General features: G+C 47.9%; 21 protein-coding genes. 9 read left to right on the top strand and 12 right to left on the bottom strand.

All coding sequences use genetic code 11. From position 1 onward, the window contains the following. Positions 1–130: 130 nt before the first annotated feature. Positions 131–577 (bottom strand): Hsp20/alpha crystallin family protein, encoded by a 447-nt coding sequence (locus QNJ26_03700; GenBank protein ID MDJ0984627.1) that lies wholly within the window; start codon positions 575–577, stop codon positions 131–133. 184 nt (positions 578–761) lie between these two features. Between QNJ26_03700 and QNJ26_03705 the strand changes: the two genes are divergently transcribed. From QNJ26_03705 to QNJ26_03720, 4 genes are all read left to right on the top strand, one after another. After that, positions 762–1421: a hypothetical protein gene (locus QNJ26_03705; protein ID MDJ0984628.1), complete on the top strand. Its 660-nt coding sequence runs from the start codon at positions 762–764 to the stop codon at positions 1419–1421. 41 nt (positions 1422–1462) lie between these two features. After that, on the top strand, positions 1463–3391 hold the full coding sequence (gene dnaK / locus QNJ26_03710; GenBank protein MDJ0984629.1) for a molecular chaperone DnaK: 1929 nt from the start codon (positions 1463–1465) through the stop codon (positions 3389–3391). A gap of 215 nt (positions 3392–3606) precedes the next feature. Beyond that, a complete protein-coding gene (gene mtgA / locus QNJ26_03715) occupies positions 3607–4341 on the top strand; it encodes a monofunctional biosynthetic peptidoglycan transglycosylase (GenBank protein ID MDJ0984630.1) in 735 nt (244 codons plus the stop codon). A 530-nt stretch (positions 4342–4871) separates the two neighbouring features. Beyond that, on the top strand, positions 4872–5468 hold the full coding sequence (locus QNJ26_03720) for a hypothetical protein (GenBank protein MDJ0984631.1): 597 nt from the start codon (positions 4872–4874) through the stop codon (positions 5466–5468). Positions 5469–5495: 27 nt separating this feature from the next. Here the strand turns inward: QNJ26_03720 and QNJ26_03725 are convergent, their stop codons facing one another. The 6 genes from QNJ26_03725 to QNJ26_03750 form a co-directional block, all read right to left on the bottom strand. Then, positions 5496–5909 carry a PaaI family thioesterase gene (locus QNJ26_03725; protein MDJ0984632.1) on the bottom strand — a complete coding sequence of 138 codons (414 nt, stop codon included), beginning with the start codon at positions 5907–5909 and terminating at the stop codon, positions 5496–5498. Between the two features lie 197 nt (positions 5910–6106). After that, positions 6107–8002, bottom strand: a complete 1896-nt coding sequence (locus QNJ26_03730) for a TIGR02281 family clan AA aspartic protease (GenBank protein MDJ0984633.1) — start codon at positions 8000–8002, stop codon at positions 6107–6109. Positions 8003–8189: 187 nt separating this feature from the next. Then, positions 8190–8606, bottom strand: a complete 417-nt coding sequence (locus QNJ26_03735) for an NfeD family protein (protein ID MDJ0984634.1) — start codon at positions 8604–8606, stop codon at positions 8190–8192. A gap of 184 nt (positions 8607–8790) precedes the next feature. Continuing rightward, positions 8791–9324 (bottom strand): hypothetical protein, encoded by a 534-nt coding sequence (locus QNJ26_03740; protein ID MDJ0984635.1) that lies wholly within the window; start codon positions 9322–9324, stop codon positions 8791–8793. A gap of 3 nt (positions 9325–9327) precedes the next feature. Further along, complete coding sequence (locus QNJ26_03745; protein MDJ0984636.1) at positions 9328–10113, bottom strand: inositol monophosphatase family protein; 786 nt, start codon at positions 10111–10113, stop codon at positions 9328–9330. A gap of 90 nt (positions 10114–10203) precedes the next feature. After that, positions 10204–11892, bottom strand: a complete 1689-nt coding sequence (locus tag QNJ26_03750) for a PP2C family protein-serine/threonine phosphatase (protein ID MDJ0984637.1) — start codon at positions 11890–11892, stop codon at positions 10204–10206. Positions 11893–12070: 178 nt separating this feature from the next. On the opposite strand from QNJ26_03750, the gene QNJ26_03755 reads away from it, so the two are divergent. After that, the gene (locus QNJ26_03755) at positions 12071–12652 is read left to right on the top strand and encodes an HDIG domain-containing protein (protein ID MDJ0984638.1); all 582 of its coding nucleotides are present in this window, start codon (positions 12071–12073) and stop codon (positions 12650–12652) included. A gap of 250 nt (positions 12653–12902) precedes the next feature. On the opposite strand, the gene QNJ26_03760 is transcribed toward QNJ26_03755, so the two are convergent. Then, positions 12903–14282, bottom strand: coding sequence for an MFS transporter (locus tag QNJ26_03760; GenBank protein MDJ0984639.1), 1380 nt, complete (start codon positions 14280–14282; stop codon positions 12903–12905). Positions 14283–14676: 394 nt separating this feature from the next. Between QNJ26_03760 and QNJ26_03765 the strand changes: the two genes are divergently transcribed. The 4 genes from QNJ26_03765 to QNJ26_03780 all read left to right on the top strand — a co-directional run bounded on the left by QNJ26_03765 (position 14677) and on the right by QNJ26_03780 (position 17326). Beyond that, positions 14677–15444 (top strand): isoprenylcysteine carboxylmethyltransferase family protein, encoded by a 768-nt coding sequence (locus QNJ26_03765; GenBank protein ID MDJ0984640.1) that lies wholly within the window; start codon positions 14677–14679, stop codon positions 15442–15444. Between the two features lie 13 nt (positions 15445–15457). Further along, entirely contained in the window at positions 15458–16072 is a 615-nt protein-coding gene (locus QNJ26_03770; GenBank protein ID MDJ0984641.1) for a methyltransferase domain-containing protein, read from the top strand. A 39-nt stretch (positions 16073–16111) separates the two neighbouring features. After that, positions 16112–16243 (top strand): hypothetical protein, encoded by a 132-nt coding sequence (locus tag QNJ26_03775; GenBank protein MDJ0984642.1) that lies wholly within the window; start codon positions 16112–16114, stop codon positions 16241–16243. A gap of 159 nt (positions 16244–16402) precedes the next feature. Next, positions 16403–17326, top strand: a complete 924-nt coding sequence (locus QNJ26_03780) for a 2-dehydropantoate 2-reductase (GenBank protein MDJ0984643.1) — start codon at positions 16403–16405, stop codon at positions 17324–17326. Between the two features lie 118 nt (positions 17327–17444). On the opposite strand, the gene QNJ26_03785 is transcribed toward QNJ26_03780, so the two are convergent. From QNJ26_03785 to prmA, 4 genes are all read right to left on the bottom strand, one after another. Next, a complete protein-coding gene (locus QNJ26_03785; GenBank protein MDJ0984644.1) occupies positions 17445–18890 on the bottom strand; it encodes a DegQ family serine endoprotease in 1446 nt (481 codons plus the stop codon). Positions 18891–19342: 452 nt separating this feature from the next. Continuing rightward, positions 19343–20755, bottom strand: a complete 1413-nt coding sequence (locus QNJ26_03790; protein ID MDJ0984645.1) for an ATP-binding protein — start codon at positions 20753–20755, stop codon at positions 19343–19345. Beyond that, complete coding sequence (locus QNJ26_03795; GenBank protein MDJ0984646.1) at positions 20733–21410, bottom strand: response regulator transcription factor; 678 nt, start codon at positions 21408–21410, stop codon at positions 20733–20735. Before QNJ26_03795 ends, QNJ26_03790 begins: the two co-directional genes overlap by 23 nt. Positions 21411–21468: 58 nt before the next feature. Beyond that, on the bottom strand, positions 21469–22395 hold the full coding sequence (gene prmA / locus QNJ26_03800) for a 50S ribosomal protein L11 methyltransferase (protein ID MDJ0984647.1): 927 nt from the start codon (positions 22393–22395) through the stop codon (positions 21469–21471). Positions 22396–22503 lie beyond the last annotated feature (108 nt).

Below are 22503 nucleotides of genomic sequence, written 5' to 3' on the forward strand. Positions count from 1 at the left end.
ACCCATATTTTGCTTCAAAATAGTCGCGGTTTTGCTTTGATACGGATGCGGGCAAAATAATAGGGCGACGCTATGGTCGCCCTACATTTATTTACCCATCAACGCGCTGATCGCGTTACGGGAAAGACGTTTAATGAACCGTAATTTGTTTGGGCTTTTTTTCCTCGGGTTTTGGAATTTCAACTTTTAAGACACCGTCTTTAAAGTCCGCCTTAATTTGATCTGAATCCACATCGGCCGGTAGATTAAAAGTCCGTTTGAAAGTGCCGTAGACTCTTTCGCGACGATAATAATTCTCTTCCTTAACCTCATTGTCATGGTTGCGCTCGCCGCTGAGGGTTAAAACCCGATCTTCGATATCAACCGATATATCCTTTTTATCCATACCGGGTAGTTCGGCTTTGATGACAATGGTTTCGCCATCATCGAACATATCCACTGCCGGATACCAGGACCCCATGCGCAGTTCATCATTTTCGCTGTCGCTTCTGAAAAACGGTTCGTTAAATAAGTGGTTTACGCGATGCTGTAAAGTTGACATCTCTCTCCAAGGGTTCCATCTGACTAAGCTCATCATTTTAATACCTCCTAAGGTTGGATTGGATTATTATCTAAGCTATTTCTGACAAATAAAATAAATATAAAATTATTTTTGTCAAGAAAATATATTTATTTTTATATTGCATTACTAAAAAAATGTATTAATATGTAGTAATGAATCGTGCCAATGATTTCAAAGCAGATTTAGGAGGTGGTGAAAAATGGAACATAATAATGAAATGACAGCGAAAAATCAGATGTCTTTGCCGCATCCAACTGCTTTTGATCTAAGAGGCCGCCAATCGGTCAGGGTGACATTCAAATTATCTACTATGGCCATTGAAGCCCTCAGCATTGTATCAGCACACTTGGGTATCAAACAGAAATCGATTTTCGATCATTTAATGGAAGATGCGCGGTCATTGATACGCATTGCACGGGAGATTGACCGATTATCGCTGGTGGATCTGGAGCGCGTTCAAAAAACCTTTGTTATTAGTCGTAGTACGTTGACATCTTTAGAAAAAACAGCGGAAAAATTTAACGCGCCCAGAGATGCCTTAGTGGAACTGTCCATTCAGCGGTTGTTGCCGATTATTTCAAAGGAACGTCAAAGACATACGATCCGCAAACAAATATTAAATGATATCAATGCTTTTTTAAATGAAGGTCTTGAATTGCTGGCAGAATTTGAAAAAGATCTCGGCAATGAGGATCCGACATATGTACATTTTGTCAATGCCATCCAAGCGCTTGCAGAGGCGCAAGAAGAGATCCGTGACTTTGTTAACAAGGGAGACATGATCGAGGATTTCGAGCTCGAGAAAATCGCTGTCAGCACGCTGCAAAGTGATGGACAAATGGATAACGACTTAAATTAACATTCATAACCAAAACGACATCATTTAAGGAGGAATTTATCATGGGTAAAATAATTGGAATTGACCTGGGTACGACCAACTCATGTGTTGCCATTATGGAAGGCGGCGACGCAAAAATTATCACCAACCCTGAGGGCGGCCGCACAACACCTTCCATGGTGGCGGTGTCTGATAAAGGGGAACGCCTGGTTGGGCAGATTGCCAAAAGACAGGCGATCACCAATCCTGAAAATACTGTTTTTGGCGTCAAACGACTGATCGGCCGGAAATATGATTCTGCAGAAGTGCAAAGCGACATTAAGGTGCTGCCGTATAAAATTGAAAAGGCGTCCAACGGCGATGTTCGCATTACCTTGCGCGGCAAACAGCACAGCCCGGCAGAAATTTCATCTTTTATTCTGGCCAATATTAAAAAAGCCGCCGAAGAATACCTAGGTGAAAAAGTGACAGATGCGGTGATTACTGTTCCGGCTTATTTTAGCGACAGTCAACGGCAAGCCACCAAAGATGCCGGTAAAATAGCCGGGCTCAATGTTTTGCGCATCATTAATGAGCCCACTGCAGCATCCCTGGCTTATGGCTTGGATAAGAAGACCGATGAAAAAATTGTGGTGTTCGACTTGGGCGGCGGCACATTTGACGTCTCGATCCTTGAAATCGGCGATGGTGTTTTTGAAGTCAAATCCACCAATGGCGACACCCATTTAGGCGGTGAGGATTTCGACCTCAAATTAATCGAATACCTGGCCGATGAATTTATAAAGGACCAAGGCATTGATCTGAGGGGCGACAAAATGGCCCTGCAACGTTTAAAGGAAGCTGCCGAAAAAGCCAAAATTGAATTGTCCGCTTCCGTGGAAACAGATGTCAATTTGCCGTTTATCACTGCAGATGCCAGCGGTCCGAAACATTTGAACATAAAGGTCACCCGCGCCAAGCTTGAAAGCCTGGTCGGTGAGTTGCTGGACAAACTGGAGCAACCCTGTCATACGGCCCTCAAGGATGCCGGTCTTTCTGCTGCGGACATCAACTCGGTTATACTGGTGGGCGGGATGACCCGTGTGCCGGCTGTTCAGGAGCGCGTCAGTAAAATTTTTGGCAAAGAACCCAGCAAAGGAGTGAATCCGGACGAGGTGGTCGCCTTGGGAGCCGCCATTCAGGGCGGTGTTTTAAAAGGTGACGTATCCGATGTTCTGTTGCTGGATGTGACCCCGCTTTCTCTGGGTATCGAGACACTGGGGGGGGTGATGACTCGCTTAATCGAGAAAAATACGACCATCCCGGCCAAAAAGAGCGAAACCTTTACCACCGCAGAAGACAACCAGCCGGCGGTATCAGTTCACGTGCTGCAGGGAGAGCGAGAAATGGCTTCGGATAACAAAACTTTAGGACGCTTCGAGTTGACGGGTATTGCACCGGCACCCCGCGGCACACCCCAGATTGAAGTTTCCTTTGATATCGATGCCAATGGCATAGTGGAAGTATCTGCCAAGGACATAGCGACTGGCAAGCAGCAGTCGATTAAAATCACCCACTCTTCGGGACTATCCCAGGAGGAAATTGATCGGCTGGTAAAAGATGCCGAGCTGCATGCCGACGACGATCGACGGAAAAAAGAGCTGGCCGATGCACGCAATTCAGCCAACACGCTGATTTATTCCACTGAGAAGACCTTGACTGATTTGGGCGATAAAGTGGATAGCGGGCTGAAAGCCGAAATCCAGCAGACGATCAATAGTCTCAAAAATGAAATCGAAGGCGATAACAGCGAAGAAATCAAGCGCTTGACAGAGGCATTGAGCCAGGCTTCTCACAAGCTGGCCGCTTCAATGTATCAGCAGGCTTCACCGGAGGGACAACCCCAGGATGCGTATGCAGGCGGGGCGCAGCATACCTCAGGGGGGCCGCAACCTGGCGGCGACAATGCGGCTGAGGAAGTGGTGGATGCTGAGTATGAAGAAGTCAAATAGAAGCTAACGCAAAAATGCATCTAATCCGCCGGAGGCGGACCCTTGGGCGTGATCTACTATTTTTGAGATAGCTTCAAATTTTAACTTATATTATCTGATCTGAAAGAGAGGCGGTGGTCATTTTTTTGACCACCGCCTTTTTTATGTCGTAGTTTACTTCTAGTGATTAAAAAAAATCTTTATTTCATATAGAAATCCGGTTATTTTGTATTTAAATGAAGAAAACCCTCAAAATAATTGGCATCATCATACTGCTGGTTGTGGTTATCGGCGGGTTTTATTTTTTCCTGGGCTTGCCCGATGTGAGCGAGTTAAAAATCAAAAACCCCAGATCGACGGCCTTGATGGTTCAGCGCTACCGGGAGGCGAAGAAAGAAGATGCGACTTACCGTATCCGTCAAAAATGGATTGATCTTGAAGCCATGCCAAAGCTGTTGCGTGAGACCGTCAGGGTAACCGAAGATGCCAGTTTTTACCAGCACAAGGGCATCGACTTTGCCGAACTGAAAGAAGCCATTAAAAAGAATTGGCAAAAAGGAACCTATGCGCGCGGCGCCAGCACTATTTCCCAGCAACTGGCCAAAAACCTGTATCTGTCCACTGACAAAAGCATCATTCGCAAAATCAAAGAACTATTGATCACCATCAGACTGGAAAAAGACCTCTCTAAAGATCGAATTTTCGAACTTTATCTCAATGTGATCGAATGGGGACCGGGGATATTCGGTGTGGAGGTGGCCGCAGAGCATTATTTTAACAAATCCGTTGGACAGTTAACCCTGGAGGAAATCGTCCGGTTGGTGGCCGTCATTCCACGACCGCTAAAAACAAACCCAACCGAAAACAGCGACTGGTTGAAATGGAAAGCCCGCTGGATTCTGGATGCCCTCAGACGCTACGCTTATATCGACGAAAGCCAACACCAGACCACCTCGGCCCGTTTTCAATGACATCCCTTTAGCGAATACCCGCCTCATTGAGTACTAATTGGATTTGCCTAAACTTACATTTTCAGTTTTTTCATTGGACATAGTTTTAAAGACCCTTTTTCCTTTTAATTTTTTAGACAGGATTTACAGGATTATTCAGGATTATTTTTTTCTCTTTCTCACTTCCCGGATGGAAGTGAGAAAACTCAATCCGCCTTCAGCGGAAAATATTTTTCCCTTAATGACAACATTTAATTTGTCCTATTTTTATAGTGGCATTTCCTTAGTTAAAAACCGATAAGCAGGTTCGCCTTCGCCGAAGGCGATTGTGTATTTTCAGTTTCTTCTGGAAACTGAAAATGTAAAAATAAAATCTTGTAAATCCTGTAGATCCTGTCAGGAAATAATTTCTGATAATCGTTTTACTTTTGGCCTAAAATATGTCATGCAAAATAATACAAGCAGGCAGATTGCCATATGACTTATTGTGCATAATTTTATTGGTAATGAGTTACAAACCATGGATTTAAGACGAATAAAGGCGGGACAAAATGGCGAAAAAGGATAAGGGTGAACCGTTTGAGGAATTGAATATCCCATTGCCGTCATCTTCCGACCTGAGGGGAAGGCAATCGGTTAGAGCGACATTTAAATTATCAGCACGGGCAATCGATGTGCTCAGTATTGTCGCCACGCATCTGGGAATTAAACAAAAATCGCTTTTTGATCATCTGATCGAAGACGCCCAGTCATTGAGCATGATCGCCAATGAAATCGAACGCGAGGCCTTTGGCACCCTGGATCGAATTCAAAAAACCTTTGTCGTCAGCAGACGGACGCTCTCCAGCCTGGAAGAAACATCCCGCAGATTTAATACCCCCCGAGATGCCCTGGTGGAATATTCCATCCAGCGGCTGTTGCCGGTGATTGCAAAAGAGCGCGAGCGGCACCGAAGACGCAAGGCGATTTTAAAAGAGATAAATGCCCATCTGGCCCAGGGCCTAAAAATCATGCAGAAAGCCCAGATGCAGCTGGGTCAGGAAGATCCGGTTTATGCGCGTTTTGAAGCGGCGATGCATTCTTTGGTGAACGCCCAGAACCACATCGAAAATTACGTGGAAAAGGGAAGCGTCATTGAGGATTTTTAGACGCTATCGTTAAATATCCGGCAGCCTTTAGACGTTCAGCAGCATATAGTTCACCTGGGCGACGGCCACCATCCGCTGGTCTTCATCAAACAGCTCTACGGCAACCGGGCACATGGTTTTGCCAAATTTAATCAAACGGGCTTTGGCGATCACACCACTGCGGCAGGGCGCCAAGAAACGAATATTCATATCTGTTGTGGTCAGGGGTATATGAGGACCGCTGCGAGTAAAAATGGCAAAACAGGCCGCACTATCGGCAACGGTCATCAAGAGCCCGCCATGGAAGGATTCAAAAACACCGTCATAGCTTATTCTGCGCGGAACCTTCACCTCACAAGATCCTTCTGACAGACGAACCACTTCCAGTTTAAGAAAGTCAACAATTGGTATTTTCTTAATCCGCTTTAAAATGTCGTCGCGCAGGGCATCATTTAGCGTCATTCACAGGGTCCTTAACTATTCTCAAAATCACATCTTTATTTAGCTCTAATTTGCAATCCGGGTTCAAAAAATCAGGTTGGCCGGTTAGCCCGCTGCCCGCCGAAGGTCCTCGTATAAAGGGTTGAGTCGGTTTGTCAGAATATAAAATGTGGCATTTTACCTTACTTAACGGCCTCAACCGGCTCAACGGGCTCAACCTACTTAGGCGCCAGCATCAGCAAGCCGTCATCTGTGTTCAAATCCATTCTGAAACGGCGCAAATAATTTAGCCCCAGCAGCCCCACATTCGGCTGATTGGGCAGATCCATCACCAGCGCTGTTACATTGTTGACTTCGTATCCCTCTAGCGCAATCGAATCCAAGACCACTTCAGGCGCAAAAAGCTCGCCGCTGGCAGTATAGATCTTGCGGCGCGGGTTGCGCACCGAAATGACAATCCCAAGCGCTCTGACGGTTGAAAAAGGAATGGTGACCATCGATGCACCCGTATCAACAATAAAGTCTTGCGCGGCTTCCCCGTTGATTGAGGCCGTCACCGGTATCTGGTTGGTGCCGGGTTCAAAACGAATGACAATTTTGGACTCCTGGCCTTTAAGCTCAGAAATAAGCGATTGCAGGCTTCTGACTTCAGTGCTCAATGCCGGCGGATAATCTCTGGCCGCCAACAGCCGTTCGGCTGTTTCCCAATCATTTTCTGCCAGCGCTAATTTGACACCGTACAAATAAATGCTGAGATCTTGAGGTCGCTGCTCGCCGCCGCGAGCATATACTTGCCAACCTGCCTGGGTATCGCCGCTCTCAATCAACTCATTCAACCAGCTTTGATAAAGCCCGGAGTGCAGATCGTTCAATTGCGCTCGTTCCTGATTATTTTGGGGTGCCAACGTTTCGATAGCGATTTCCACTATATCGACGGCGTCTTCCTGGCCATCATTTTGCGCTGTCAAAACCACCACATCCATAATCAAAGGAACATCACCGGCTTGGGCAAGGATCTCGGCATCAAAATAGGCCAGTGCCTGGGTGCCGTCACCCTCTTGGACCGCACGCGACAGCACCAGGCGCAGCTGGCTGATGACCGCTTCGGGTTTCAAATAGTCGGGTGTCTGTTCAGCCGAAAGTTTGGGATCAAAACGAAAGGCTCGCGCAAATGCGTCCAGACGATCCAGGTTCGAATATTCGTCACCTAAAGCCAATGCCCTTAAAAATTCTTCTTCTCGGCTGTTGGCAAAGCTCAGTCGGTAATAGTCATCGACCCGGATATTGGGATTTAGGCTGCGCCCCGCTTCTCCGGCCCATAGAAAAGCGCCCGTTCCAGCATCACCAAAAGTCCAGCCCACCACACGGCCCTTTTGAATAAATACGCCGGCATCATTTATGTCGTCTGAAACAGCGCCTTTAATGTAATTGCCCTGGTATGTGACAGCACCGATCTCAATTCGTTCCGGTGGGTCCGGAGATCTGAGTGCCATCCAGGTCAACGGTGTGTCCGCCGACCAGGGATACAGTTCGGGTCCATCTATGGCTTGATCCTCGCGAATACGCCAGAGACTGATGGATTCCTCGTCGTTTACGATGCCGCCTTCGATAGTCTGCGGGGCACCGGAGCCCACCTGCAAAACCCAGTTATATCCGCCCAGTGTCTGACGGGTGGGCAACGCTACCCAACCGCCACCGATGACCGGTACCGTTAACTCGGCTAGCAAATTACCGACGACATCTCTGATGCGCAACAAACCGAGCGGTAAATTTATCCGTTCGGCCTCACTGGACTGTCCTGCTTTGACAAAGGAGGCTTTTTCGGGCAACGGCTCTGGCTCGCTTTTGGGTATGGGCTTTTCGGTGGGTGCGGTTTGGGTCTTTGAAAGGGGCGCATCGCTGCGGTTAAAATCGGTGTAAAAAAAATAAATCAGGCCAGCAACAAACAGGACAAACAAAAAGCCGGGGATCCACGACCGGCGTTTCTTTACAATTGGGACCTCGTGTAATGATACACCGCAATTGTAACAGATGTCAGACTCAATGGGGTTTTTAACGCCGCATTGCGGGCAGTCGATAATATTGTTATCGAGGTCGGCTGTTTCATTATCCATGGTTAAATCCGCACCGCTATCAGCTAAGGTCAACCGTGGTATACCAATGTTAAATAGCGTCTGTTGAAGTATAGCATATATCCCAGGGGTCCAAAATAAATAATCTGTTATTTTTAATTAGAATATGCTTTTGCCTGACCTCCAATACCCTGCGTGCAGAGGAAACATAATCCCAGATACTGTTAACCTATTCTACCGAATCGCGCCCTTTGACATACAAGGTCAGCCCTTCCATTCTGACAATCTGCACCGGTTGCCCGGCTTCAATCGGTGGACCTTCGCCCATTTTTTTTGCCCGCCAGAGTTCTCCGTGAACCTGCACATAACCAGAGGGTGCCAGCCTCTCCCGGGCAACACCCCGCTGGCCGATCATCGAACGCGATCGACCGGGCCGTTCCGAATCATAAGAACGCCAGACAAAGGGAAACAACAGGACGTCTTTGATAATCCAGAAAGCGACAATACCGACCGAAAGCCATACCGAAAGATCGACCCAATACCGAATAATTATCAACACCAGAATAACGGCCGCCAAACCCGGTAAATTCAGCAGAATATATCGGATGTAAACCGACCTCGGTATGTCCGTTAAATTCAGATCCATTTTAATAATTTTTAACCCGGACAGGATCTACCCGCCTTCGCTCGCTGAGCTTCGGCGCGCCAAGCAGAATTAAGTTGCTTTTTCTTTATCCTCTCATGCCAGTTAAAATTACGATTTTAATCCTGCTTGTCCACCGAAGCTTTAGCAAAGGTGGATTAATCCTGTCAGAAAAAAATATCCGTGTTTAGGATATAATTCGAATATATTCACTCTCCAGCAAATTGCGCTCGGCTTTGATCCGGGCAAGAGCCTGCTTTAACGATTCGTGCTCAGCGAGCAAGTCCTTTCTCAAAATGGCGGTTTGGGTCGGACAAAGATACCAGGAGCAGATCCAGGGCCGGTTGATGCGCGACAGTCGGCATCCTCGGGTTGAATGGTAGCAACACGGATTTTTTAAATCTGTTTTTGGCTGACACGGTGGAATGGACAGTTGATTAAAATGCATAAACAGCAGGTCTTTAAAATCAAACCAGACACTGGCCTTCTGGCAGCAGGGATCCGGACACCAAGGACAGCTTTGCGAACAAAGGTCATCCATAATGGGAAATACAGCGGTTAGACACGATTTGAGCGCTTGCGCCCGACGCTTTAAAGAAATGAGATCTGCAGAATAACAGTGCAGGTGATGAACAACAGCCTGATGGGCCGCCTGCCACAACTTATGGGAAGGCCATGGTATGCCTGATGCTGTGTGCTGGTCGATTAAGGATCCATACATGGACTATAGTCGCTTCAGATAACGCCTGGCCTGCGAAAGGTTTTCTGCACCGGCAACCATCAGATGATCGTCGATACGCTGACCATCCAGGTATTCATTAAGATGAAAATCGCTGCCGTCCATTTTACAGAGTTTTCCCCCGGCGGATTCTAAAATGACACGCGCCGCCGCCAGGCCCTGGAAGGAATCATTTGTAATAACAGCTGCATCAGCACGCCCCATGGCCACGTAACACACATGGGCAGAAGCGCATCCCAGCGAGCGAATCTTACCTGGAAAGGTGGATGTATATTGTTGGTGAAAACGGGAATAGGTCAATAAAAGGCTTTCATCATTCATATGGCCTGAATCGGTTACGCGAATTTTCTCATTACCCCAAAATGCATCCTTGCCGGGCTTCGCATGAAAAAGATCGCCGGTCGCCGGCATGTAGAACAGTCCCAATATCGGCCAAAAATTGTCCAGCACGGCTATGGACATACCCCAGATGGGAATGCCCCCCTGAAAATTCGCCACCCCCTCCAGCGGATCAAATATCCACAGATAGCGTTTTTGCCCATGGGAATAATTTTCATTGAGCTCACCAAAACGAAAGACCACATGTTCGGGAAACTCACGGTTTAGTCGATTCTGAAACACATCGGTAAGCTGATTTTCGGCTTCGGTCACCACGCTTTCGTCAAATCTGACATGCGGCTTGCCTTTGCCGTAATAGGCCATCGCTTTTTCACCTGCCTGATGAATGGCATCCATTGCAAATTCGCTAAGCTGATCGATCCCAGGGGCCATGTATTACCTCCTTTAATCAGTCAATTTTGGTGTTTGGTGTTCAGTGTTTAACATTTATTAAACTAAACACCAAATACGAATTACCAATCATTAGTCCTTGGTTATCTTTATCACCACAAGGGTAACATCATCTTCAGGTGCGCAATCTCCCAAAAAAACATTAAATTCATGAAAACACGCGGTCAGGATCTCTTTGGCGCTCGATTGTGCCAGTTTGCCAACGATCTGATGAACGGGTGCTTTACCAAACATATCCCCTTTGGGATTGCGGGCTTCCCAGAGACCGTCTGAGCCCAGCAAGATGATCTGACCCCTTTTGAGGTTCTCTTTCTGATATTGCGCATAGTGACCATCCATGTCAACGCCCAAGGCAATGCCGGCACCGCGAAGCTCTTCAAAGGCCTCGCTTTCCGGATCATACAAAATGGCCGGATCATGACCGGCACGAACCCAGTAAAGACAGTTATTTGGGGTGTCGATGGTCAGATAAAACAGGGTCATAAAGCCGCCTGTTTCCTCAAAATCTCTGGCCATCTGCTGATTCACGTCGGATACAATATCTACCAGAGTGCCCGGTAATATTGATCGTTGTCGCAGAAATGCTCTCGCGGAGGCCATCATCAGCGCAGCCGGAATGCCGTGGCCGGATACATCGCCAATCGTCACCGTAAAATCTCCAGGGTGGGATTCGTTGGTTTCCAGAAAATCGTAGTAGTCGCCACCGGTCTCGTCGCAATAGACGATGGTGGCCGCAACGTCTAGTTTTTCCAGTTGGGGGTTTTGACGGGGCAATAACGTTTGCTGGACTTCTTGGGCCAGAACCAATGACTGGCGAATTTCATCCCGTTCAATGAGCCCTTCAGTCATTTCATTTAAGCCATCGCCCAGAACACCCAGCTCATCATTGGAGACCACTCTCACCTTCTGCTTAAAATGCCCTCTTCTCACCCGGCGCACTAACACCATCATATCGGTGATGGGTTGAATAATCGATTTGCCGGAAAGCACATTCAAGCGCCCACCGACAAAAATAAAAATGACGCACAGGATAATCGAAAAAATAAGAAACTCCCGGCCAAAATCAGCTGCGGAAATAGTGACCAGATCCATTTCCCACAGAATAAAAGCCAAGGTGCCCACCAGAATAATCATCGGTGCCAGCGTTCCAACGCCGTAAAGTACCCGTATTCTTCTAAGAATTGAAAATTTGATGGTTCCCGGTATAGTGGCCAGTTTGCCGGCGGGAAAGAAAGTCCGAACCAGCCTTCTGCGGCTATAGGCCTCGGTCAGGAAAAATGAGATGATGGCGGAAATATATCCGACCATAAAACCTCGAAAAGCTACAAAAAAGCTTATTTGAGGGGGTGCGTCTCTGAAAATGACAAAAAATGTACCCAATAGGGATGTCAAAACAATCCACATCGCAAAATTGACCAGCCCGATAATAAACGGCAAATTCAATATTCGCCGATAGGCCTTTTCGGCCAGAGCGTCATCAATTTCCAGTCCTTGCCGCATACGATTGATCACCTGGGTAATCGGTCGCTGAACGATATATTGAAACCCTATTCCGATGCAAATAACCACGGGGTAAAATGACAGAATCACCATCCAGCCACCGGATAAAAGGAAGGCACGTTGAATTTTAAAAAATTCAACCGGGGTAAATAAGTTAAGCAGGGCAATGATAAGGAACCCCAAAACGTTGGCGCCGACATTTCGTCCATAAAGTTCGGTCAAATGAATTTTTTGAAAAGAAGAATCCAGCGTGGTTTTCAAACTCAGCGTCCTTTCTGCCAGCGTGAGGAGGTTTCGCCTTTGGGGCTTGAAGACAAAATAGCCGCTCAAATTAAAAGGATCAAGAGGAAATCAACGATAAGGCTTGACTGCCAAAGGATACGTGATATTCAAAATACCATTCACTAAAAAATACCGTAGAGGATAAGGAGAGAAACACATGGACCCAAAGATTCCGACACGTGAAGAAGCGCTGGCACTTCTGAAGCAATATAACAAAAACGAAAGCCTTATCAAGCATGCGCTGGCAGTGGAAGGCGTTATGCGCTACATGGCCCGCAAGCGGGGCGGGGATGAGGAAAAATGGGGGATCATCGGACTGATCCATGATCTGGATTATGAGCAGTTTCCGGATCAGCACTGTAAAAAAACCGAGGAAATTCTGAAAGAAAATAACTGGCCGGAAGAATACATCCGGGCGGTGATCAGCCACGGCTGGGGTATTTGCACCGATGTCAAGCCCGAATCGGATATGGAGAAGGTCCTGTATGCCATTGATGAGCTGACCGGACTGGTGGTCACTTCCGCTCTGGTGCGGCCTTCTAAAAGTGTCATGGACATGAAAGCCAAATCGGTTAAAAAGAAATGGAAGCAGAAACAGTTTGCCGCCGGTGTTGATCGCTCGATCATTGAAAGGGGTGCCGAAATGATGGGGGTGGAGCTTTCCGAGCTGATCACCGATACCATCATGGGCATGCGCGATGTCGCCGAGAAAATCGGCCTGAAAGGAAACATCGAATAGAATTCACCGCAAAGGCGCAGAGTTCGCAGAGTTTATTTTTCATTTTGCTTTCCGTTGAGAGGACGGAAAGCAAAAAGCAATCTGCCTCCGGCAATAACAAAGGGCTCTGATGGTTTACCAAGCTGTATAATATAGCCTTATTGTTTTTGCCGCGGAGCGGCTGAGTGGTTTTCATTTGTCGGCGTCTCAGCGACAAATGAAAAAATACTTTCTCTGCGAACTCTGCGTCTCTGCGGTGAGCTAGCCCAAACTAATCATCCGGTCGCAAGCGGCCGCGATAAAGCGAAAAGAAAATCCCACCAACACACAAAACCGAAAAGACAATAAACGCCACCTGCACGCTTTTGATCAACATGGCAAAAGATTGGGGCGTAATCTGGACCCGTCCGATATACAGCGCCAGAATCAAGGTTACAATTCCCATACTCAGCATCTGCCCTAAAAGCCGCATGGTCCCCACCGATGCCGATGCAATTCCGTAAAAGCGCTTATCCACCGAACTCATAATGGCGTTCATGTTAGGAGATGAAAACAAGGCAAATCCAAATCCTAAAATCATCAGGCTGGCAATTAGATAAGCCAGGGTCGTATGCGCATTTAACACGATTAAAAGCACCAATCCCAGCGCCGTCAGGCCCATGCCCAGCGATGAAATCACGCGCGGCTCGATCCGGTCGGAGAGCCGGCCCGCCAGCGGAGAAAAAATGGCCATCACCACCGGTGTGGATACCAGCACCAGCCCCGCACTCTGGGGTGACAAGCCTTTGATGTATTGCAGGTATAAGCTCAACAAGAAGCCGACGGCAAAAGTTGCGCTGTAATTGATCAATGCCGCCAGACATGAAAACGCATAGGTGCGATTGGTAACAAACAGATTAACCTCAAAAACCGGGCTCGCCACCACCAGCTCCCAGCGCACAAAGGCGAAAAGCCCAACGACACCGGTCAAAATTAAGACGATGCTCAGCATATCGGGCAAAATAGATATGCCGTACATAAACGCAAAAATGGCGGTACCGTATATGATGGAGCCGGTCAGATCGAATTTTTGGCCTTCAGCGCCCTTCCATTCGCCCTTGAGCTTAAAACTGATCAGCAAGATAATCACTACGCCAAAGGGGATATTGAGTAAAAAAAGACTACGCCAGCTCAGATGATGGGTTAAAAAACCACCGAAAAACGGCCCACAGGATAACCCTGTGTAAACCGCAGCAACGGCAATACCCAATACCTTTCCGCGCTCTTCAACCGGGTAAACCGAGCTTAAGATGGCAATTCCGGTGGCAAAAACCATGGCACTACCGGCGCCCTGGAATATTCGAAAAACAATCAGCATGGGTGCCGAGGTTGCCACCGCCGACAACAGCGATGTCAGGGTAAAAAGCACCATGCCGATCATGTAAACTCTCTTGCGGCCGTAAATATCGGCCAGCTTGCCAAAGGGCACCAGAGACACAGCCGCTGCCAGCAGGTAGGATGTCGCCACCCAGCTTAAGACGACGGCATCGGTTTTAAATTCTTTGCCAATAACCGGCAGCGCAATATTGATCGAAGAGATCATAAAGGGCGTGATAAATGAGCTCAGGGATGCAATCGTCAGGGCGGTTAATTTGGCGGCTCTATCATTCATTTAGCTGAATTTCCGGATAATAAGAATACAGATGAGACTTACATTTCATAAAAAGCATTAGCAGTCAATTAAATGTCATTGGCAAAAAATGTATTATAACTTTCAACGAGTTGCATTGATCTAATTGCCAAATATTCCCTTGACCCAAATGCCACCTTGTGGTACTCAGGAGTTGGCCTATTCGAGATTGAAACCTGCTTACACAATGCCTTTAACCTCTCCCTATTAAGGGTTTCCCCTCAGTCCAACATGTTAAGCTGACCTGGAGCCGCCAAATCACCTTGGGCCACCCATTCATTTAATTAAACACTTTTTGATTCAAGGGACATCAATCACAACCAAAACTTATGTTCAGTGTAGATGTGGCAGGTTACAGTTGCTTTAGGTATCGCTCATGAAAGATCGGAATCGATCCATCTTGGTCAAGGAAACCATTTATTATGGCCTGGGCATTTTTTTGATTTTCGGATTCGTCTATCTTTATTGGGGGCACTTTAGCAACACACCGGGGCCGCCTGCGGCCATTCGGTCCATTATGGGTCGTTGGGGCATGACAGCCGCCATTATTATCAATGCAACCCTGTTTCTACTTTTCATTTTATTTTTACCCTTTCGCGATCGAATTGAATGGCGTTCAAAGGGAATGCTTTCCGCTTTTTTCCTGGCGCTTTTCGCTGAAATGTTCGGCGTGCCTTTGCTTATTTTCCTGCTGCAGCCGCTGGGTACCGATTATCAATTAGTAAACAAAATATGGGACGCCATTGGGCTGGGTCAGCTAAAAACAACCGTTTATACCCTATCCAGACATTGGCCCACCAGAGCCGTGGGCGTATGGATGACGCTTGGCGGAATGCTGCTGGTTTTTTTTGGATGGATGAAAATTCATCGGTCAATGGGATTGGTCACAAGCGGCATATATAGATACATCCGTCATCCCCAATACACCGGCATATTTCTGATGATTACCGGCTGGTTGTTTCGCTGGCTAAACCCGACCATCTTGCTAATGTATCCGATTCTGCTTATTCTCTATTACAAACTTGCCAGAAGAGAAGAGCAGCAGGTTCTGAAAGAATATGGCGAGGCATATGCAATTTATAAGGAAAAGACGCCCATGTTTTTTCCCATCAAACTTTATTCAAAAAGAAAAAACGAAACATAGAAAGGAATCATTAATGAGCGCTTTAGAAACAACGACAAAACTATCGGCAGAGGATCTTCGCGAGGAGGTCAGGAAAGAATATGCTGAGGTCGCTCTTGATCCCCATAAAGGCTATCATTTTCATACCGGCCGAGCGGCCGCCGACCGTCTGGGCTATGATCCGTCGAGTTATGCAGACGTGCCTGGAAAAAATAGGGCTTCTTTTGCCGGGACGGGCAATCCCTTTAAGCTTGGAGCAATAAATCCCGGCGAGGTCGTGGTGGATGTCGGATCAGGATCGGGCTTCGATTCTCTGATTGCGTCCACTCTGGTCGGTCCGGAAGGTAGAGTGGTCGGCGTGGATATGACCCAGGAGATGCTGGGCAGGGCACGAGCCGGAGCAGAAGCGATGGGCGCAACCCACGTGGAGTTTCGTGAGGGTTACGCAGAAAATTTGCCATTGGCAGATGACTCTGCCGATGTAATCATCAGCAACGGCGTGCTTAATTTAACCCCCGATAAAGTCAAAACATTAAATGAGTGGGCGCGTATCCTAAAACCCGGTGGACGGCTGTATATCGGCGACATCTTAGTGGCCAAATCGATACCACCGGATGCACTTAACGATATTTCCCTGTGGACCGGCTGAATTGCCGGCGGTCTGCCGGAGGCAGACCTCATAGAGGCCGTGAACGCTGCCGGTTTTGAAAATGCCGAGATCGTTGAACGGCATGACATTTTTGCGGATGTTCCCAATCCGTCCAGCGCGATGGAATTTGGCACTAAGGGAATCAGCCTGCGGGCGCGCAAGCCCGTATAGCCAAAAGCAACTCTTTCGCAAAAAACAGAATGTTTATATTACTAATTTAAAAACTGTGATAGAAACTACGTTCGTTAAAGACTGCAGCACCAGCTTAACGCTTGTGTATCCAACGTATGGTCAAACTGATCTTAATCACCAGGTAAAAGGGGGGCAATCATGCGTATCGCGGTTATGGGAACCGGCGGAACGGGCGGCTATTTTGGTGGGCTGCTGGCCCGAGCCGGAGAAAAGGTAACATTTGTCGCCCGGGGGGCGCATCTGGAGGCCATTCGCCAAAACGGCCTAGCCATAAAATCCGTTTTGGCTGGAAATTTTACCTTCGCTGCCACAGCCACTGATAATCCCGGCGATATCGGTCCGGTCGACTGTGTATTATTCTGCGTCAAAGCTTACGATAATGCAGCGGCTGCCGAGCAGATCCGGCCTTTAATCGGGCCGGAAACCATGATTCTTTCGGTGCAGAACGGCATCGACAACGAGGAGCAGCTTGGAAATGCAATTGGAGCAGAGCATGTTGTGGGTTGCGTCTCATTGGTATCTTCGACCATCGAGTCTCCCGGGGTTATCGCCCAGACGGGTGGTCCCGGAAAAATTATCTTAGGAGAGATGCAAGGCGGTGCCAGCCCTCGAGCCGAGGCACTCCAGAAAACGATGCAAAATTCCGGTATCACGGCCGAGCTTCATACAGACATTCAGGTCGCCCTGTGGCAAAAATTCCTGGGGATCTGCGGCGTAAACGGCGTTACCGCCCTGACACGTTTGCCCATGGGGGATATTTTAGCCTGCGAGGAAACGCGCAACTTGATGAGAGGCACCATGCAAGAAGTCGAAGCGGTTGCGCGGGCAAAGGGGGCTAATTTGCCCCAAGAATGTGTGGATCAATCCATGGACTTTTTTAGCAGCCTGGAACCGTCGATTCGAGGCTCCATGTATTACGACCTGGCCGCGGGCCGGCGCCTGGAGCTGGACATCTTAAATGGAACGGTCGTTCGTATGGGGGGTGAACATGGGATCCCAACTCCGAATAATTTTGCCATATATGCCGCTTTGAAGCCGTACTTGAACGGAGCGCCTTCTTAAAATGTATTATAAAAACGTTTTGAAAAAAATATCCGGTCGACCCACCACCGCTGTAACTTGAAAAAGCAGGTCTGACCGGATATCGAGTTTATTTTATGTTTCGCTGGTAAATACGACTTTACCCGATTTTAATAACGATAAAACCGGCATTGGGCCGTTTAACCAGCAATTGAATTTTACTGTTCTTTTTAAGCGCAGCACGCAGCTCAGAAACCTCGGTGACCGGTTTGCGGTTGACTTCCTTTACCAGATCCCCCTGGCGAATGCCGGCTTCAGCTGCCTTGCTGCCGGACTCCACGCCCACCACCAGAACACCTTTTTCGGTCTCTGAATGCCCGTAGCGCTTGGCCATTTCAGGTGTCATTTCTGCAATTCGAATGCCGAGTTCGCCATTTTTTTCAGGCACCCGCCGAGCCAGGCGTTGGGAGTCGTCGCGTTTGGCAATTTGAACATTTACTGTTTTTTCCTTGCCATTGCGCAGAATGGTAATCGGTGTTTTTTGGCCCACCGGAATGTCCGCAATCGTTCCGGTCAGCTCGCGACTGGTTTTAATCGGCTTGTCATCTACGGCAATAATAATGTCATTTGTCTTAATACCAGCCTTATCTGCGGGGTCGCCTTCAAAAACCCTGGCCACCAGCACCCCTTTTTTGCTTTCGACACCGTAGTACTCGGCTAATTCAGGGGTCAGATCCTGAATACCGACACCCAGCCAGCCCCGTGTCACCGAACCGCTCTCTTCGAGTTGCTGAATGATGCCCTGTGCCAGGTTGACCGGTATGGCAAACCCGATTCCCTGCCCCTGGGCAACAATGGCGGTGTTGATGCCCACTACTTCACCGTTCATATTCAACAGCGGCCCACCGCTGTTACCGGGGTTAATCGACGCATCCGTTTGAATAAAGTCATCATAGGGGCCGCTGCCGATCACGCGCCCCTTGGCACTGACAATACCGGCCGTGACTGTCTGCTCCAAGCCAAACGGACTTCCCATGGCCACCACCCAGCTGCCTACGGTCAGCTGGTCCGAATTACCCATTTTCAGGGGCACCAGGTTCGCAGCACCTTTGATTTTGATCAGCGCCAGGTCCGTGTTGGGGTCGCGCCCGACAATCTCGGCATCATATTCCTTATCGTTGGACAGGCGCACCGTTATCTCATCGGCACCCTCGATCACATGATTATTGGTAACGATATGTCCCTCACGGTCGATAATGAACCCGGATCCCAGACTCCTCTGTTTGAAGTCCGGTTTGCGCTCATCACCGAAAGGTCCGGGATCATTAAAAGGGTTTCGGCGCTCAAATGGGTTACCGAAAAAATGACGAAAAACCCGGCCGCCGCCCTCTACCGTCTTTACCGTACGAATATTAACCACGCCCGGCTGGGCCTGTTTGGCAAGCTCACTGAAGCTGGCCGGGACCATCATCACCCCGGCTTCCGATGCCGGTTCGTTGCGGGCAGCAGTATTCGATTCGAAACTCGATAATCCCCAAATCAGTCCGGCGGCCAAAACGACCACCAACCCACCAACAATTTTGTTTTTACGGACACGAAACTTCATATTTTTCCTCCTTCAATAAACGGCATTAATAGCAATAGAAAGTATTTGTTCTTTACGTTAATTTGTCAAGATCACCGCAAAATGACCCCAAGATGATCAAATGGTTATGTTCCAATGTGGTAGGCAGTTCATTATATGGCAGAAGCAGGTTAAATTTGTAGATTTAACAACAAGTTGCCGGAGTGTTGGAGTAATGGAGTAATGCTATCTGATTCTTTTGCGGATCCAATACGCCAATACTCCAGCACTCCAGTATTCCAACTTATGATTTGTAACGCAGCTATCCGTCAAGAGGTAAGATTTTTGAAAAATTCTATAGTTAAAAAAGCTTATAAAGCTTTAGATCTTGGCCTAGGGCCAGGCGTGAATCGATTTAAAAACGGAGCGTACACGTCAGTACGCGAGTATTTTGAATCGATTCATAACACAGCCATCGGTCAAGAGATGAGGCTTTATAAGCCTTTTTTTGGGAGGGTGATGGTAAACGTGCTCCCTCGACCCAACTCACTGGCAACCGTTATATCGCCGCCATGGGCCTTGGCAATGGTTTGGGCAAAGCTTAGCCCCAGTCCGATGCCGGCCTCGGAACGACTGGGATCACAACGATAGAATCGCTCAAATATACGGGAGCTGTCTTTTTCAGATATGCCGATACCGGTATCCTTAATCACGAAGGAAACACCGTGGTTACCGTCTGGTCTTACGGTTATCTCAACCCGGCCACCGGCGGGTGTATATTTGATGGCATTATCCAGCAAGTTGGCAATCATTCTTTGTATCAGCCGATGATCACCGAAAATATCGAATTTATCGGTAACATCACAGGTTAATGTGACATCTTTGTCCTCTGCCGGTGCTTGGAACAATTCACAGGCATCACGCACTACGTCGCTGATATCCATCTGCTCAGCATCGAGCTTGTTGACACCGGCTTCAGTCTTGGAGATAACCAGCATGGTGTTGATCATATCCAGCAAGCGGTCACACTCCTCGATAGTGCTGGCGGCCATGTTTTCATAGTCTTTCTCAGATGCATTTGTGGTCAACGACACTTCGGATATGCCGCGGATGCGCGTGATGGGGCTTTTCAAATCGTGGGCAATGTTGTCGCTCATTTCCCGGATGCCGGTGACCAGCGTTTGAATACGATCCAGCATCTGGTTAAAAGTGATGGCCAGCTGGTCGATCTCGTCCTGGTTTTTTTTCACCGGCACCCGCTCATTGAGGCTGCCTTCGGATATGTGACGGGCAGTTTGCGTCACGGTTTCGACCCCCGCCAGGGCCCGCCTGGCCATAAACCATCCGACAATCACAGCGAAAATAAATAATGACGCCATTGTGAGAACAAATATCTTGCGAAAGGCCTCAATAAAACGGGTGTAGCTTTCCATGGATTGACCCAACTGCAATATAATGCTGCGGCCGATATGAGCATACACAACCCGGATTTTATGCTTGCGCTTGGGCAAACTGATGGTGTCAAAAACCGGTCGCTTTTCACGGATCAGTTGATTGATGGCTGCTTTACCGATAGCGATATCTTGCCAGTAGGACATATTGGATGAGGAAAATTCCTGGCCATCAAAGGAAAGCAGGCGAAAAAATATTTTCTTTTCACCGGCGGCCTGGGCCTTAAAAATAATCTGTCCTTTTACCGCTTCGATGCCCTGCACCTTTAAAATTGAAGACAGGGTGCGCGCTTCGCTCAGCAGGTCCTGATCGGTGCGGTCCTGAAGAACGGATGTAATTAAAAAATAGAAAAAGAAAAACGCCACGCAGGAGGTGAGCATAAAAATACCCGCATACCAAAGCGTGAGACGAAACGCCAGGGTATGGCGGGTGTTATTGATCTTCTTTAAGAACATAACCAACTCCACGCACCGTATGAATCAATTTGGTGTGAAACTCTTTGTCTATTTTTTCACGCAACTTGTATATTCTGGACTCAACCACATTCGTCTGGGGATCGAAATAATAATCCCAGACATGCTCCATTATCATCGTTTTAGACACGACTCTGCCGGCATTACGCAAAAGGTACTCCAGCAGCGAAAATTCCAGAGGCTGCAGGTCAATTTTTTTTCCGGCCCGCACAACTTCCCGGGTAATCAGATTCATGCTGATATCAGCCACTGTCAGTTTCGTTGGTTCGTCTGCATCGCTGCTGCGTCGGATCAAAGCCTGCAGGCGCGCCAGCAATTCAGAGAATGCGAAGGGTTTGGTCAGATAATCATCCGCACCAATCTGCAGCCCTTTGACCCGATCATCGACCTCACCTTTGGCACTCAGGATAATAATCGGCGTTTTCCGTTTTTCACGGCGCATATTTTCGATTAAACTCAGACCGTCTATTTTGGGCAGCATAATATCGATCACCGCCGCATCATATGGTTCGGTGAGCGCCATGTGCAAACCATCTTCACCATTGCTTTCATGGTCCACGGCAAACCCCTCGGCTTTTAAACCTTTGATGATGAAGGATGCAATCTTTGGATCGTCTTCTACCAGAAGTATTCTCATTTACGACCCCTCCGGATTTAGGCTAAACACGTTGCCCTGTGTGAAACAGTTATATTTTTTAACCAATTTTTCGTCTGGCTGCAATAGCTGCCCACTCTTCCTGTTCGCATATCTGCAAAATATCAAACTCCATATTCTTTAACCTGGCAACCACCAGTTTTTTGTTTTCTTCGTACATACCCGAGCAAAGAAATATGCCGTCTTTATTCAGGGCACTGGGCAAGTTATCCAGGAGTTCTAAAATGACATGCGTGAAAATATTGGCGGCGATAAAATCATAGGTGTCCTTGATGCCGGTCAACAGATTGCCTGTATGCAAATTATAATTTTCGGGAACCAGGCCGTTTAATTTAAGATTGGATGCCGCCACATCAATGGCAACTGGATCCTTATCAATGCCACAAATAAAACCCGCGTCTAGTTTGGCGGCTGCGATCATCAGGATACCCGAACCGGTGCCCAGATCCAAAAACGAATCACCCGAATTTAAATAGTCCTCCATCAGCCGAATGCATAGCGCCGTTGTCGGGTGGGTTCCGGTACCAAATGCCATCCCCGGATCCAGCTCCACAACGATATCACCGGATTCCGGTGTGTAGGTACACCAGGTGGGTTTGACGACTATTTTTTGACCAATTCTTTGGGGCTCAAAAAATGCCTTCCAGGCTTCGGCCCAGTCTTCTTCATCCAGTTCTTTATAACGAACACGGTAAAGTATGCTTAGATTCTTTTTTAGAAGCGACAGTTTTTTTTCAAGATCGCGGCATTTCTTTTGGATATGCCTGTCCTTAGGAAAATAACCCAACACCGCATATTGCGCCGATCGGCCGATTGCGTCCTCGGCCCAACCCTCGGTCGGTTCTATGGCCGGGTCCTCTTCAACCACACCCTTTAAGTCGAATTCAAAAAACAGGTTGGTCACCAGCTCGTTGGCCAGGACGTTATCCTCGGCATCAAAGACAACTTTGACTTCAATCCATTTCATAAATCAGGTTTCAGGTGTCAGGTGTCGGGTGTCAGTATGATCAAGCTGACACCTGAACACTGACACCTGACACCTAACCTATTGTGCGTTGTGATCCCACAACCGCCA

The organism is Desulfobacterales bacterium (genome assembly GCA_030066985.1).
Lineage (GTDB): Bacteria > Desulfobacterota > Desulfobacteria > Desulfobacterales > JAHEIW01 > JAHEIW01.

Bases quoted from the DNA above. Each gene is read 5' to 3' on its own strand.
- QNJ26_03700 (MDJ0984627.1), bottom strand. From the start codon at position 577: ATGATGAGCTTAGTCAGATGGAACCCTTGGAGAGAGATGTCAACTTTA.
- QNJ26_03705 (MDJ0984628.1), top strand. From the start codon at position 762: ATGGAACATAATAATGAAATGACAGCGAAAAATCAGATGTCTTTGCCG.
- dnaK (MDJ0984629.1), top strand. From the start codon at position 1,463: ATGGGTAAAATAATTGGAATTGACCTGGGTACGACCAACTCATGTGTT.
- mtgA (MDJ0984630.1), top strand. From the start codon at position 3,607: ATGAAGAAAACCCTCAAAATAATTGGCATCATCATACTGCTGGTTGTG.
- QNJ26_03720 (MDJ0984631.1), top strand. From the start codon at position 4,872: ATGGCGAAAAAGGATAAGGGTGAACCGTTTGAGGAATTGAATATCCCA.
- QNJ26_03725 (MDJ0984632.1), bottom strand. From the start codon at position 5,909: ATGACGCTAAATGATGCCCTGCGCGACGACATTTTAAAGCGGATTAAG.
- QNJ26_03730 (MDJ0984633.1), bottom strand. From the start codon at position 8,002: ATGGATAATGAAACAGCCGACCTCGATAACAATATTATCGACTGCCCG.
- QNJ26_03735 (MDJ0984634.1), bottom strand. From the start codon at position 8,606: ATGGATCTGAATTTAACGGACATACCGAGGTCGGTTTACATCCGATAT.
- QNJ26_03740 (MDJ0984635.1), bottom strand. From the start codon at position 9,324: ATGTATGGATCCTTAATCGACCAGCACACAGCATCAGGCATACCATGG.
- QNJ26_03745 (MDJ0984636.1), bottom strand. From the start codon at position 10,113: ATGGCCCCTGGGATCGATCAGCTTAGCGAATTTGCAATGGATGCCATT.
- QNJ26_03755 (MDJ0984638.1), top strand. From the start codon at position 12,071: ATGGACCCAAAGATTCCGACACGTGAAGAAGCGCTGGCACTTCTGAAG.
- QNJ26_03760 (MDJ0984639.1), bottom strand. From the start codon at position 14,282: ATGAATGATAGAGCCGCCAAATTAACCGCCCTGACGATTGCATCCCTG.
- QNJ26_03765 (MDJ0984640.1), top strand. From the start codon at position 14,677: ATGAAAGATCGGAATCGATCCATCTTGGTCAAGGAAACCATTTATTAT.
- QNJ26_03770 (MDJ0984641.1), top strand. From the start codon at position 15,458: ATGAGCGCTTTAGAAACAACGACAAAACTATCGGCAGAGGATCTTCGC.
- QNJ26_03780 (MDJ0984643.1), top strand. From the start codon at position 16,403: ATGCGTATCGCGGTTATGGGAACCGGCGGAACGGGCGGCTATTTTGGT.
- QNJ26_03785 (MDJ0984644.1), bottom strand. From the start codon at position 18,890: ATGAAGTTTCGTGTCCGTAAAAACAAAATTGTTGGTGGGTTGGTGGTC.
- QNJ26_03790 (MDJ0984645.1), bottom strand. From the start codon at position 20,755: ATGTTCTTAAAGAAGATCAATAACACCCGCCATACCCTGGCGTTTCGT.
- QNJ26_03795 (MDJ0984646.1), bottom strand. From the start codon at position 21,410: ATGAGAATACTTCTGGTAGAAGACGATCCAAAGATTGCATCCTTCATC.
- prmA (MDJ0984647.1), bottom strand. From the start codon at position 22,395: ATGAAATGGATTGAAGTCAAAGTTGTCTTTGATGCCGAGGATAACGTC.